Here is a 13,376-nt window from a genome sequence, read left to right as displayed (position 1 = left end):
TGTCGATGCAGATGAATGAAGGGGGCGATCAGGCGGCGGCAGCCGGCAGGTCGGCCACCAGGCGGATCGAGGCCGAGAGTTCCTCGAGCTGGAAGTGCGGCTTCAGGAAGGCGATGGCGCGGTACGAGCCCGGCTTGCCCGGAACTTCGGTCACGTCCACGCGGGCCTGGCTCAGCGGGTACTTGGCCTTCATGGCCTGCGGCGCCGAGGGGCTCACCAGCACGTAGTTGGCAACCCAGTTGTTCAGGTGCTTCTGCATGTCGGCCTGCGTCTGGAAGCTGCCGATCTTGTCGCGCACGATCACCTTCAGGTAATGCGCGAAACGCGAGGCCGCCAGGATGTAGGGCAGGCGAGCCGAGACTGCCGCGTTGGCGTTGGCCGAATCCTTGTCGTACACCTTGGGCTTGTTCACGGTCTGGCCGCCGAAGAAGGCCGCGGTGTTCGAGCCCTTGGAGTTGACGATGGCGATGAAGCCGAGGTCGCTCAGTTCCTTTTCGCGGCGGTCGGTGATGGTCACTTCCGTCGGCGGCTTCAGGGCGATGTCGCCTTCGTCCGTCTTGTAGGCGTGAGCCACCATGCCGTCGACCTTGCCGCCGCCTTCGACGCCGCGGATGGCCGTGGTCCAGCCGTACAGCGAGTGAGCCTGCGTGATGCGAAGGCCCAGCTGGTAGGCCGCGTTGGCCCACAGGTACTTGCCGTGGTCGGTGCCGTCCACGTCTTCTTCGTAGTTGAAGTTCTCGACGGGAATGGTCTTGGCACCGTAGGGCAGGCGAGCCGCGTAGCTCGGCAGCACCAGCGAGACGTAGCGCGAGTCTTCCGATTCGCGGAAGCCGCGCCACGAGGCGAGCTCGGCGCTCTCGAAGGTCTTGGACAGGTCGCGCGGAATGCCGAGTTCGGTGAACGACTTGAAGTCGAACAGCGCGGGCGCGGCTGCTGCGATGAAAGGCGCGTGTGCGGCGGCGGCCACGCGGGAGATGCGCTCCAGCAGGGCGATGTCCTGCGGGTGGCGGCCGAAGTAGTAGTCGCCGATCAGCAGCGAATAGGGATGGCCGCCGTAGGTGCCGTATTCCTCTTCGTAGATCTTCTTGAAGAGCACGCTGGTGTCGTGGTCGACGGCGGTCTCCAGGTCCTTCAGCAGGTCCTTCTTGCTCACGTTGAGCAGGCGCAGTTTCAGGTTGCTGCCGGTCTCGGTGCCGGTCACCAGGTCGTGCAGGCCGCGCCAGGAGGCTTCGAGGGCCTGGAACTCGGGGGCGTGCAGGATCGCGTTGAGCTGGTCGGTCAGCAGGCGGTCGATTTCGGCGACGCGCTCGTTGATCAGCGTGACCACGCCCTTGTCGGGGCTGGTCTTCATGCCTTCGTCGAGGATCTGCGAAGCCAGCTGACCGATCAGCTTCTTCGCGTAGGCGCCCTGCGAAGGCTCGGTCGTCATGTTGCCTTCGAGGACGATCTTGTCGAGCAGACCGAGGTCACTGGTCGTGACGGTGGTTGCTGCGCTGCCGGCTTCAGCGGCTTTGGATTTGTTGGCCATCTCTATCACCATTCAAAAGTTGCCGGGTCGCGCCCGAAGGGCTGCGGCCGGCGTGGTTGATCACGCTGCCGGTGCTTCGGCTTCGGGGGACGATTGGGTTTCCGCAGCCGCTTGCGGGACTGCAGCTGCGGCCGGGGCGGCTTGCGCTGGTGCGCTGCCGGCTTCGGCCCTGGCCTGGCTCTGGACCGTCTTCAGGTCTTCGGTGTTCAGCAGCACGCGCTCGAGCAGGTCGTCGAGTTCGTCGTTGCCGTCGAGCTTGGCGAGCAGGTCGCGCAGTTGCTGGCGGGCTTCGAGCAGCTTGGCCAGGCGGGGCACCTGGTCCACGATGGCTTCGGGGTGGAAGTCGCTGAACTCCTTGAAGTTCAGTTCGATCTTCAGGTTGCCTTCGCCCTTCATGGTGTCGGGCACCGAGAGGTCGAGGCGGGGGGTGATGTTGCCGAGAACTTCATCGAAGTTGTCGCGGTCGATCTCGACGAAGCGGCGCTCCTTGAGCTTCGGCAGCGGCTGTGCGGGCTGGCCCGACAGGTCGGCCAGCAGGCCCACGACCAGCGGCAGCTCTTTCTTTTCGACGGCGTCGCCGATCTCCACGTCATAGGTGATCTGGACGCGCGGCGGACGATTGCGTCCTACCCAGTTTTGCAGGCTATTCGACATTTTTCGCTCTCAGAAAAGGTTGAATTGACAAGAACACACGTTGAAATTTCTCGACGCTCGTCGCCTGGTTGGGGCGGTGCGCGGTCCGTTGCCGTTGCAGTCCCGGCATGCATCAAAGACGGACGGAAGATACAAATCGAGATATTTGCTAACAATCCCCAGAATTGGGGAGGGGTCCCACATGCGCTGGACAAACTTCAACAAAAACAAGTGCCTGAGCTTTGTAAAGTTACATAAATGAGGGTTTTGTCACGCAAATAGGCAGCCGATTGCTAGGCAGACGCGCCCGCCGGCGCATCGGACCAAAGTTCAATGACAGGAAGGCGGGGGCGGTTGCTGTCGCGCGCGTGCTCCCGCGTGCGCGGGATGGCGCGATGTGTAACCGGAATGGACGACCCGGGGAACCCGGGTGAGCGCAGCGCGAGGCCGCGTCAATGGCGCGAACGTCGCGGGCTTCGTGCGAAGCCGCGAGGGCGCCTTGCTAGAGCTCGATGAATGCCGAAGTGGCTTTGTTGAGTGCCAGCTTGCCCTTGGCGGTGATCGATTCGACCTGGGCCAACTGGCGGATCGCGCGCGCATCGGGGGCGCGGTCCGAAGGCGGAATGAATGCAGTCACCAACTCTGCCGCACGCAGCACGCGCAGCCTGTCGATGTCAGCCGGCGTGTGAATAACGTATGGCAATTTCTGCTCGGCGATAACCCGTAGAAATTCCATGGACATGAGCCGTCTCCTTTTGGTTGAGGGCGTTTACGGCATTGTGCGCACAAACAATTAGCGCTGTCTAAACCCTGCGCCGCGCATGCCTTTCCTCGGGTGTACCGAAGTGTTCCTTTCGCGCTGCTGGAGCCACGAAGGCACCAGTTTGTTTCCGGTAACTCGGCAGCTAGTTGAGCGCTTGCACGGGCCACGCCGTGGTGTCCGGCATCACGATGTGCCATCGCACCGGATCGATGCCATCGAAGGTTGCGCGATAGCGATCGGAGGTGCGGCCTTCGCCCGTCACGTCGCGGATCACGATGCTGTCGATGCGCTGCGGATGCGAGTGAAACGTTTGCGCGTAGATCTCGGGGTCGGCTTCGCCAGAGTCACCCACCAGCACGAAGCGGCGCTGCGGAAATTCGGTGAGCAGCCGGTTGATCACGCCGAGCTTGTGCTCGCGCGAATCCTGCTCGCCGGGAATCAGCGTGCGCCACGTGGTGCTTTCGCGCAGATGCATGCTGCCCGCGGGAAAGTCGGCGCTGCGGATGAAATCCGAGAGCGCCGGGTAGAGCTGGATCGGACTCGCCGAAAGGTAGTGAAAGCGCGTGTCGGGCGTCTTCGCCAGCGCGCGATACCAGGCCGCCATGCGCGGCGCGGCCTCGAAGCGGCGCGCGAAAGTGTTGAGCAGCATCTCGCGCCGGTCGCGCACCTGCGTGCGCTTGATGGTGTCGTCGATGTCCGAGATGACCGACACGCCCTGCGCGGGCACGACCAGCGCATGGCCCCTGAAGCGATGCAGCAGCTCACCCGGGCCGGTCACGCCATGGAACTGCACCCACTCCTGCGGTGATGGCGAGGTTGGCAGCAGTGGCGTGCGCGGTGCGTCGATCACGATGCGCAGATTGCTGCGGCCGTCCTTGCCCGATGGCGGCATCGTCACGCGCGCGGGGCTGCCGTCGAAGTCGACGTCGATCACCTTGTCTTCTTCCGACTCCGCATGGAACAGCGCGGTGCGCTGGTTGAAGCGCAGGCGCGCGGCGGGCGAGAGCTTCTTCAGGCTCAGGCCGAGGTAGCGTGCGAGGGCTGTGTTGAGCCCCCAGCGATGCTCGCGCTCGAAGATCCACGCGTGGATATCGACTTCGAGCCTGCCGTCGACGGTGGGGCGCGCCGTGCCGGTCATGAAGAGCGCTTCTTCGTCGGGCTCCAGCGGCTCTGCTGCCTGCACCGCCTGCAGTGGCGCAAGGCCTGCGAGCAGCGCTGCGCCCGCCACCAGCGACCGGCGCCGCAAGTCCGGCACGGGCAGTCGGTGCGGAGCGCTGTCGCTCATTTCTTCGTGGGGGCGACGCGCTCGTAAGTCACGAAGCTGAAGCCCAGGCCTTCCTTGGCCGAGACATGCGATTCGCGTTGTGTCTCGCGCCACGCGGCGGCGTCGAGTTCAGGAGCGTAGGCATCGCCTTCGTAGTCGCGCGCGAGTTCTGTCACTACTGCGCGCTGCGCAAGCGGCTCGGCCTCGGCGTAGATTTGCGCGCCGCCGATGACCCACACGGCCTCGGGCTTCGATGAAGTCGATTCGCAAAGCGACAGCGCCTCTTGCAGGCTGCTGGCGCGGAGTGCGCCTTCGGCCTGCCAATCGGCCTGCCGCGTCACCACGATGTTCTGCCGGCCCGGCAGCGGCCGGAAGCGCGGCGGCAGCGAGTCCCAGGTCTTGCGGCCCATGATCACCGGTGCGCCAGCGGTCTGCTGCTTGAAGTGCGCCATGTCCTCCGGGATGTGCCAGGGGATCGTGTTGTTCGCGCCGATCACGCCGTTGGCGGCGCGGGCGAAGATGATGTTGATGCTGGGCTTGTTCATCCCGCTCACACCGCCACGGGCGCCTTGATCGGATCGCCGTGCCGGTAGTCCAGCACTTCGAAGTCTTCGTACTGGTAGTCGAAGATCGACGCCGGCTTGCGCTTGATGTTCAGCGTCGGGTACGGGTACGGCGTGCGGCTCAGTTGCAGCGCGACCTGTTCGGCGTGGTTGCTGTAGATATGGCAGTCGCCGCCGGTCCAGATGAAGTCGCCCACGTCGAGGTCGCACTGCTGCGCCACCATGTGCGTGAGCAGCGCGTAGCTTGCGATGTTGAAGGGCACGCCCAGGAAGATGTCGGCGCTGCGCTGGTAGAGCTGGCAGCTGAGCTTGCCGCGCTCGCCTTCGGCCTGCGGCGGCGCCACGTAGAACTGGAAGAAGGCATGGCAAGGCATCAGCGCCATCTTCGACAGCTCGGCCACGTTCCATGCGCTCACGATGATGCGGCGCGAATCGGGGTTGGTCTTGAGGGTCTTGATGACGTCGGAAATCTGGTCGATGTGGCCGCCATCGGGCGTGGGCCAGCTGCGCCATTGCACGCCGTACACCGGGCCCAGGTCGCCGTCTGCGCGCGCCCATTCGTCCCAGATGGTGACGCCGCGCTCCTTGAGCCAGTTGTTGTTGCTCGATCCGGTCAGGAACCACAGCAGTTCCTGGATGATGGACTTGAGGTGCACCTTCTTCGTGGTGACCAGCGGGAAGCCCTCGTTCAGGTCGAAGCGCATCTGGTGGCCGAACACGCTCTTGGTGCCGGTACCCGTGCGGTCGCTCTTGAAGACACCGTGAGTGTCGACATGGCGCATGAAATCTTCGTACTGGGAGCGGACGGGGCGGGTGGGCGAGGTCATGTTGGGAATTTTACGGGGCGGCGCTAGCATTGGCCGATGACCGGCCATGACCACTCCCACGGACACAGCGAACTCGGCGAGATGGACCTGCGCGTCCGCGCCCTCGAAAGCGTGCTCACCCAGAAAGGCTACATCGACCCCGCCGCACTCGATGCGCTGATCGACACCTACCAGACCCGCGTCGGCCCGCGCAACGGCGCACGCGTGGTGGCGCGGGCCTGGGTCGATCCGGCCTTTCGGCAATGGCTGCTGGCCGATGCCACGGCGGCGATCGCCTCGCTGGGCTACACGGGCCGGCAGGGCGAGCACATGGTGGCGGTGGAGAACACAGACGAGCTGCACCACATGGTGGTCTGCACGCTGTGCAGCTGCTACCCGTGGCCAGTGCTGGGCCTGCCGCCCACCTGGTACAAGAGCGCGCCGTACCGCTCGCGCGTGGTGAAAGACCCGCGCGGCGTGCTTGCCGATTTCGGCACGACGCTGCCCGAGGCCACGCGGATCCGCGTGTGGGACTCGACCGCCGAGGTGCGCTACCTCGTGATTCCGCAGCGCCCCGTCGGAACCGAAAGCCTGGGCGAAGACGAACTCGCCGCGCTGGTCTCGCGCGATTCGATGATCGGCACGCGGCTGGTCGAGGCGCCTGCCGAAGAGGGGAGCGCGGCATGAGCTACGTCACGAAAGCCGACCTCGGCGGCCAGCCGGGTTTCGGCAAGGTGGTGCCGGAGTCCGAGGGCGAACTCTTTCATGCGGCCTGGGAGCCACGCGCCCTGGCGCTCGTGCTGGCCATGGGCGCGACCGGTTCATGGAACATCGATGCGAGCCGCGCCGTGCGCGAGACGCTGCCGGACTATCGCGACCTGAGCTACTACCAGATCTGGCTCAGTGCACTGGAGCAACTGATGCTGCAGCGCGGGCAGGTCTTTCCCGACGAGCTCACGAGCGGAGAAATGCGCCACGCGCCCACGCCCGTGGCCCGCGTGCTGCAGGTGGCCAACGTGCCAGCCGTTCTCGCCAAGGGCTCGCCGACCGAGCGGCCGGCATCGGCCCCGGCGCGCTTCGCCATGGGCCAGCCGGTGCGCATGCACTACCTCGGCAAGGTCGACCATCACACACGGCTACCGGGCTATGTGCAGGGCAAGCGCGGCACCATCGTGCACGTACATGGCGCACATGTGTTCGCCGACAGTCATGCGCAGGGGCTCGGCGAGCAGCCGCAGTGGCTCTACACGGTGGAGTTCGATGAAGCCGAGCTTTGGGGCGACGAAGCGCCGCGCCAGAACCTGTCGGTGTCGGTCGATGCGTGGGAAAGCTATCTGGAGGCCACGTCGTGAGCGACATGCCCCTGTCGCCCGGCATGCCGCGCGATGCCGATGGGCCCGTGTTCAATGCACCGTGGGAGGCGCAGGCCTTCGCGATGACGCTCGCTCTGCATGAACGCGGCCTCTTCACCTGGCCGGAATGGGCCGAGGCGCTGGCCGGGCAGATTGCCGCTGCACAGGCCGCGGGCGACCCCGACACCGGCGAGACCTACTACCGCCACTGGCTCGCCGCGCTCGAAGGCATCGTGGCCCGCAAGGGCGCCAGCTCCGACGACGAACTGGCCCGCTACCGCCACGCCTGGGACCACGCGGCAGACCGCACGCCGCACGGCCAGCCGATCGAATTGCGCGGCGAAGACTTCCCCGGCTAGAGGTGCGTGCCGGTGCGGTGTGCCGCGGCCCGCATCGTGCTTGACCCGCTCTCGAAGCGGGTGATAGCCTGCCGCCGCTTCCCCGTCCCTCCACAGAAAGCACAGAACGCACAACATGACGATTCATTCGCGCCATCTCTTCCCGGTTCCTTCGGCCCCCACATCCACCCGCCGCTGGGCGCGCACCGCCTGCCACGGCGCCGTACTCGCGTGCGCCATGCTGCTTGCCGGCAACGCCGCGGCCCAGAAGCCGCATCAGGGCGTGCTCGACGCAGCTACGCAAAGCAAGGACGAGGCGGTCAAGATGCTGGAGCGCATGGTCAACATCGACTCGGGCTCGGCCGACACCGCGGGCCTGGAAAAGGTCCGCGAGATAGCCGTGGACGAACTGCGCAAGCTTGGCGCGCGCATCGAGACCTTTCCGGCCGATCCGCACCCCGGCACCAACGTGGTTGCGACGCTGACGGGCCAGGGCAAGAAGAAGATCCTGATCCTCGCGCACATGGATACCGTCTTCAAGGAAGGCACGGCTGCAGCCAAACCTTTCTACATCAAGGATGGCCGCGCCTACGGCCCCGGCGTGATGGACGACAAGGGCGGCGTGGTGGCCGGCCTGTATGCGCTGAAGATCCTGAAGCAGATCGGCTTCAAGGACTATGGGCAGATCACCTTCCTGCTCGACACCAACGAAGAGGTCGGCTCCGTCGGCACCAGCGCGCTCATCGAGCGCATTGCCAAGCAGCATGACGTGGCGCTGAACCTGGAGCCGGGCCGACCGGCCGACGGCCTCGTGGTCGAGCGCAAGGGCTCGGCCACCGCACTCATCGAGGTGAAGGGCGTGGCCGCTCACGCGGGCGTGGCGCCCGAGGCGGGCCGCAACGCGGCGATGGAGGTGGCGCACCAGGTGCTGCAGCTGTCGAAGACGGCGGATGCGGCGAAGAAGACCACGGTCAACTTCACGGTGCTCACGGCCAACGGCCCGACCAACGTGATTCCCGCGACGGCCAGCGCCAAGGGCGACGTGCGCGCGGCCACGCCTGAAGAGTTCGATCGCGTCGAGAAAGACCTGATCCGCATCTCGCAGAACAAGCTCATTCCCGAGACCGAAGTGCGCGTGCGCCTGATCCGTGGCCTGCCGCCGATGCCGCGTTTGCCCGCGTCAGACAAGCTGGTGCGCATGGCCGAAGGCATCTACGGCGAGATCGGCAAGAAGCTCACCATCGAGAGTAGCGGCGGCGCGGCCGACGCAAGCCTTGTGGCAGGCGTCGGCGTGCCGGTGCTCGACGGCTTCGGCATTGTGGGTGGCGGCATCCACACGCCGGAGGAATACGCGGAGGTCGAGAGCGTGGTGCCGCGGCTTTATCTGCTCTCGCGCATGCTGATGGACCTGTCCGCGAACTGATCGCGAACTGACCGGATCAGCCCCGCTTCGGAATGCCCAGCCCCGCCACCACGGCGGGGCGCGCCACGAAGGCTTCGAGCGCGCGCGCCACGTTCTTGAAATCCTTGAAGCCCACCAGATCCGCAGCCTCGTAGAAGCCGATCAGGTTGCGGATCCACGGAAAGGTGGCGATGTCGGCGATGGTGTAGCTGTCGCCCATGATCCATGCGCGGTCTGCCAGGTGCTTGTCGAGCACGCCGAGCAGGCGCTTCGATTCGCCCACGTAGCGGTCGCGCGGGCGCTTGTCTTCGTAGTCCTTGCCGGCGAACTTGTTGAAGAAGCCGAGCTGGCCGAACATCGGGCCGACGCCGCCCATCTGGAACATCACCCACTGCAGGGTTTCATAGCGGCCGGCGGCGTCCTGCGGAATGAACTTGCCGGTTTTCTCGGCAAGGTACATGAGGATGGCGCCTGACTCGAACAGCGCCAGCGGTTTGCCGCCGGGGCCGTTGGGGTCGATGATGGCCGGGATCTTGTTGTTCGGGTTGAGCGACAAGAACTCCGGCGACATCTGGTCGTTGGTCTCGAAGCTCACGAGGTGCGGCTCGTAGGGCAGGCCGGTCTCCTCCAGCATGATCGACACCTTCACGCCGTTGGGCGTGGGCAGCGAGTACAGCTGCAGCCGGTCAGGGTGCTGCGCGGGCCATTTCTTCGTGATGGGGAAGCTCGAGAGATCGGTCATGGAGGGAGTCCTTGAGAGGGAGGAAACTGCAAGCGCCGGATTCTGCCCGCGTCGGGCAGATGGCGTGCGCGTGCGGCTTTACCCTCTGCCTGGCCCTCAGATTCCCAGCCAGCTCATCAGCGAGGCCTCGACGTCAGCCGAAGGCGCGACGAAGCCGACGTAGCTCGATGCCGCGAGCGCGCGCTTGCCTGCGTCGGTCTGCCCCAGGCTCAGCAGGGCATCGCGCGCCGCGCTCACCGTGGCCGCGTCGAGCTTGCGCGACGCGAGCCATTGCTTGATTGGCACCGCGCGCGATTCCGCGCAGACCTTGCCGCCGCCGTCCTTCCAGGTCTTGACCACGCTGGAGGCTGCCGTTGCGCCATAGGCGGCGAAGCCGTTCTGCACGTAGAAGGGCACGGCCTCCTGGAAGCGCGTGTTGGTGACCTTGACCGCCGTCGGCCCCTGCAGGCCCTGCTCGCGCAGCATCGCGCGGGTGATCACCGCGGTGATCGAGTCGGCATCAGGCATGACCAGCTGCTTGCCCGCCACGCTTTTCCAGTCGGAGATCGGCTGCTGCTCCTTGCACAGGAACGACACCTTGTAGTCGGTGTAGCCGGTGGTCCAGGCGAAGGCGCTGTACTGCCCGCTCTTGATGGCGGCGAGCGCCACGTGCGACGGGTGCACGAAGGCGAAGTCGACCTGCTGCTGCTTCAGCGCGTCGCGCGCGCCGTTGTACGAATTGAGCACCTTGACCGTCACCGGCTGCTTGAGCGCCTTGGACAGCACTTCGGCGATGGGCTCGAAGCGGGCGCTGACCTGCGCGTCGGACACGTTGTAGCTCACGCCTTCGCTGACACCGATCACGAAGGCATGCGCCGAGGCGCCAACTGCCAGAAGCAACCCCGCTGTACCGCGAGCGACGGTGCGAAGCGAAGGACGAAGAGTGCGGTGATTCATGGAGGCCTTCTTCCAGTTGATGGGTAATGTTGTAACTAAATTATTACATTCATCGGGGCGGAGGAATAGGGCCCTGACCGCAGGGTTAGCCCTGATGAAACAACACTTCGGCGAACCGGCGGCGTGCGCATCTCGTTCGGAGATACGCGGATCTTCAATCCATATGAATCTTGCGTAGAAACCCGCACCGGCGCGGCGGGGTGCGAACGAGACTATTGGCTGCAACCGGGCCAGAACGAACGAAAGCGACGTACCCATGAGCACCAGCACCATCGCAACGCCGCCCTACAGGGGCCGCTTCGACAGCACCTCCGACTCCGTCTACCGCAAGGTCGGATGGCGGCTGATCCCGCTGCTATTCGTTTGCTACATCGTGGCGTACCTCGACCGCGTGAACGTCGGCTTCGCCAAGCTGCAGATGCAGGGCGACCTGCAGTTCAGCGACGCGGTATACGGGCTGGGCGCGGGCATCTTCTTCATCGGCTACTTCCTGTTCGAGGTGCCGAGCAACGTGGTGCTGCACCGCGTGGGTGCGCGCCGCTGGATCGCGCGGATCATGATCACCTGGGGCCTGCTCTCGGCGGCCACCATGTTCGTGAGTTCGCCGGTGTCGTTCTACGTGATCCGCTTCCTGCTCGGCGCGGCCGAGGCGGGCTTCTTCCCCGGCATCATCCTGTACCTCACCTACTGGTATCCGGCCGCGCGGCGCGGCAAGGCCACGTCGCTGTTTCTCGCGGCGATTCCGTTCGCGGGCATCCTTGGCGGGCCGATCTCGGGCTGGATCCTGCAGGGCATGAGCGGCGTCAACGGATGGGCCGGCTGGCAGTGGCTGTTCCTGCTGCAGGGGCTGCCGACCGTGGCGCTGGGCCTGGTCGTGTGGCGCTACCTCGATGACCGCGTGAAGGACGTGCAGTGGCTCACGCCCGCCGAGCGCGAACTCATCGCCCGTGACATCGCCGCCGAAGACGCCGGCAAGGCCGAGCCGCGCATCCTCAGCGTGCTGGGCAATGGTCGCGTGTGGCTGCTGGCGCTGGTGTACTTTGCGTACACCTCGGGGCTGTACGGCATCTCGTTCTGGCTGCCGAGCATCATCAAGGCGATCGGCGTGAAGGGCGCGCTCGACATCGGCCTGCTCAGCGCCATTCCGTGGACCTTCGGTGTGGTCGCGATGTACTTCGTGGCCCGCAGCGCCGACCGCCGGCTCGAGTACCGCTGGCACAGCGCGCTGGCCGCCATCGTCGGCGCGATCGGCCTGGTGCTGAGCGTGGCCTTCCACGGCAACGCGACGCTCGCGATGGCCGGCCTCACGCTGGCCACGATGGGCATCATGTCGACCTTTCCGGTCTTCTGGGGCATGCCGACGGCCTTTCTCGGCGGTGCTGCTGCGGCGGCGGGCATTGCGCTCATCAACTCCTTCGGCAACCTCTCGGGCTTCAGCGCGCCATTTCTCATCGGACTCATCAAGGACGCGACGCAGAGCACCGATGCCGGCCTGCACATGCTCGCCGGGCTGCTGGTGACTGGCGCGGTGCTGGTGCTGTTCGTCAAGCCGAAGCGCTGATCCGTTTATCTGCCTCCTTGAAGGAACCCCATGGATACGGTCGTGAGTTCGAACACGCGGCGTTCCCCGTCGCATGAGCTGATTGCGCTGCTGCAGCGCGAGTTTGCCGAGCGCTGTTCCACCAGCCCGGCCGTGCTGCTGCAGCACGGCACCGACGAGTCGACCTATCTGCCGCAGCCGCCCGATGCGGTGGTGTTCGTGCGCAGCACCGAAGAGACGGCGTTCGTGGTGCGGGCCTGCGCACGCGAGCGCGTGCCGGTCATCGGCTTCGGCGTGGGCTCGTCGGTGGAAGGGCACCTGCTGGCCGTCGAGGGGGGCGTGTGCATCGACTTCTCGCAGATGAACAAGGTGCTGGCAATTCGCCCCGGTGACCTCACGGCCACGGTCGAGGCCGGCGTGACGCGCGGGCAGCTGAACGCGGAGTTGATGGGCACCGGCTTTTTCTTCTCGGTCGACCCCGGTGCCAATGCGTCCATCGGCGGGATGATCGCCACGGCCGCATCGGGCACCAACACCGTTCGCTACGGCACCATGCGCGACAACCTCGTGAGCCTGACGGTGGTCACGGCCAACGGAGACATCACGCACACCGCTTCGCGGGCACGCAAGAGCTCGGCGGGCTACAACCTCACGCAGCTGTACTGCGGCTCCGAAGGCACGCTGGGGCTGATCACCGAGGCCGCCGTGCGGTTGCACCCGCACCCCGAGGCGTACGCGGCGGCGGTGGTGCACTTTCCGTCGGTGCGCGCGGCGGTCGACTGCGTGATCGAGTCGATCCAGATGGGCGTTCCGCTGGCGCGCGCCGAGATGCTGGATGCATTGACCATCCGCGCCGTGAACGCGTACAGCCACACCAACCTGGGCGAGAACCCGACGCTGTTCCTGGAGTTCGGCGCGAGCCAGGCGCAGATCGACGAGCAGGCCGGCATCGTGCGGGAGATTGCGGGCAACCACGGCGGTGGCGCCTTTCAATGGGCCAACCGGCCCGAGGAGCGCTCGCGCCTGTGGACGCCGCGCCATCACGCCTACTTCGCCTGCCTGCAGCTGAAGGCGGGCAGCCGTAGCCTGACCACCGACGCGTGCGTGCCGCTGTCCGCGCTCGCGCAGTGCATCGAGGAGACGCAGGCCGACATCGCCGAACATGGCCTGCTGGTGCCGGTGTTCGGCCACGTCGGCGATGGCAACTTCCATTGCCTGGTGCTGGTGGACCCGAACAGCGCGGCGGAGAACGAAGCCGCCGAGGCCTTCAGCCACCGGCTTGTGCAGCGCGCGCTGCGCCATGGCGGCACTTCGACCGGCGAGCACGGCGTGGGGATGCACAAGATGAAGTACCTGGTCGAGGAGCACGGAGAGCACACGGTGGCGCTGATGCGTGCCGTGAAGCAAGCACTGGACCCGCACAACATCTTCAACCCTGGAAAGGTTGTCGGTCCGGTCTGAGCGCAGGTGTGCGGCCTAGAATCCCCGGCCTCGCCTGCACCCCGCAGT

Annotated in this window: 14 protein-coding genes; 6 read left to right on the top strand and 8 right to left on the bottom strand. The window is 65.9% G+C overall.

Annotation, left to right across the window (positions count from 1 at the left end):
- Positions 1-28 precede the first annotated feature (28 nt).
- The 6 genes from tssC to BMW87_RS23185 all read right to left on the bottom strand — a co-directional run bounded on the left by tssC (position 29) and on the right by BMW87_RS23185 (position 5,578).
- Positions 29-1,528 (bottom strand): type VI secretion system contractile sheath large subunit, encoded by a 1,500-nt coding sequence (gene tssC / locus BMW87_RS23210; RefSeq protein WP_093058321.1) that lies wholly within the window; start codon positions 1,526-1,528, stop codon positions 29-31.
- A 60-nt stretch (positions 1,529-1,588) separates the two neighbouring features.
- Positions 1,589-2,182, bottom strand: a complete 594-nt coding sequence (gene tssB, locus BMW87_RS23205; protein WP_093078878.1) for a type VI secretion system contractile sheath small subunit — start codon at positions 2,180-2,182, stop codon at positions 1,589-1,591.
- A gap of 481 nt (positions 2,183-2,663) precedes the next feature.
- Positions 2,664-2,903 (bottom strand): hypothetical protein, encoded by a 240-nt coding sequence (locus tag BMW87_RS23200; RefSeq protein ID WP_007829428.1) that lies wholly within the window; start codon positions 2,901-2,903, stop codon positions 2,664-2,666.
- Between the two features lie 163 nt (positions 2,904-3,066).
- Positions 3,067-4,209 carry a phosphatidate phosphatase App1 family protein gene (locus BMW87_RS23195; protein ID WP_093078876.1) on the bottom strand — a complete coding sequence of 381 codons (1,143 nt, stop codon included), beginning with the start codon at positions 4,207-4,209 and terminating at the stop codon, positions 3,067-3,069.
- Positions 4,206-4,733 carry a dihydrofolate reductase gene (locus BMW87_RS23190; RefSeq protein WP_093078875.1) on the bottom strand — a complete coding sequence of 176 codons (528 nt, stop codon included), beginning with the start codon at positions 4,731-4,733 and terminating at the stop codon, positions 4,206-4,208. The genes BMW87_RS23195 and BMW87_RS23190 overlap by 4 nt, the downstream gene beginning before the upstream one ends.
- Positions 4,734-4,738: 5 nt before the next feature.
- Positions 4,739-5,578, bottom strand: coding sequence for a thymidylate synthase (locus BMW87_RS23185; protein ID WP_093078873.1), 840 nt, complete (start codon positions 5,576-5,578; stop codon positions 4,739-4,741).
- Between the two features lie 36 nt (positions 5,579-5,614).
- On the opposite strand from BMW87_RS23185, the gene nthA reads away from it, so the two are divergent.
- From nthA to BMW87_RS23165, 4 genes are all read left to right on the top strand, one after another.
- Entirely contained in the window at positions 5,615-6,244 is a 630-nt protein-coding gene (nthA, locus tag BMW87_RS23180; protein WP_093078872.1) for a nitrile hydratase subunit alpha, read from the top strand.
- On the top strand, positions 6,241-6,909 hold the full coding sequence (gene nthB / locus BMW87_RS23175) for a nitrile hydratase subunit beta (RefSeq protein WP_093078870.1): 669 nt from the start codon (positions 6,241-6,243) through the stop codon (positions 6,907-6,909). Before nthA ends, nthB begins: the two co-directional genes overlap by 4 nt.
- A gap of 5 nt (positions 6,910-6,914) precedes the next feature.
- Positions 6,915-7,268: a nitrile hydratase accessory protein gene (locus BMW87_RS23170; RefSeq protein ID WP_093078913.1), complete on the top strand. Its 354-nt coding sequence runs from the start codon at positions 6,915-6,917 to the stop codon at positions 7,266-7,268.
- A gap of 115 nt (positions 7,269-7,383) precedes the next feature.
- Positions 7,384-8,670 carry a M20/M25/M40 family metallo-hydrolase gene (locus BMW87_RS23165; protein WP_093078869.1) on the top strand — a complete coding sequence of 429 codons (1,287 nt, stop codon included), beginning with the start codon at positions 7,384-7,386 and terminating at the stop codon, positions 8,668-8,670.
- Positions 8,671-8,686: 16 nt separating this feature from the next.
- Here BMW87_RS23165 and BMW87_RS23160 read toward each other — a convergent pair whose 3' ends face one another.
- Entirely contained in the window at positions 8,687-9,391 is a 705-nt protein-coding gene (locus tag BMW87_RS23160; protein ID WP_093078867.1) for a glutathione S-transferase N-terminal domain-containing protein, read from the bottom strand.
- A gap of 96 nt (positions 9,392-9,487) precedes the next feature.
- Positions 9,488-10,327 (bottom strand): phosphate/phosphite/phosphonate ABC transporter substrate-binding protein, encoded by an 840-nt coding sequence (locus BMW87_RS23155; RefSeq protein ID WP_093078866.1) that lies wholly within the window; start codon positions 10,325-10,327, stop codon positions 9,488-9,490.
- A 256-nt stretch (positions 10,328-10,583) separates the two neighbouring features.
- Between BMW87_RS23155 and BMW87_RS23150 the strand changes: the two genes are divergently transcribed.
- Together BMW87_RS23150 and BMW87_RS23145 are read left to right on the top strand one after the other, a co-directional pair.
- The gene (locus BMW87_RS23150) at positions 10,584-11,888 is read left to right on the top strand and encodes an MFS transporter (RefSeq protein ID WP_093078864.1); all 1,305 of its coding nucleotides are present in this window, start codon (positions 10,584-10,586) and stop codon (positions 11,886-11,888) included.
- Between the two features lie 30 nt (positions 11,889-11,918).
- Complete coding sequence (locus BMW87_RS23145; RefSeq protein ID WP_093078863.1) at positions 11,919-13,328, top strand: FAD-binding oxidoreductase; 1,410 nt, start codon at positions 11,919-11,921, stop codon at positions 13,326-13,328.
- Positions 13,329-13,376: the final 48 nt, after the last annotated feature.

Source organism: Variovorax sp. OV084, assembly GCF_900111625.1.
Lineage (GTDB): Bacteria > Pseudomonadota > Gammaproteobacteria > Burkholderiales > Burkholderiaceae_C > Variovorax.
The sequence above is the reverse complement of the archived record's forward strand: the minus strand, read 5'-3'. Positions and strand labels throughout refer to the sequence as shown.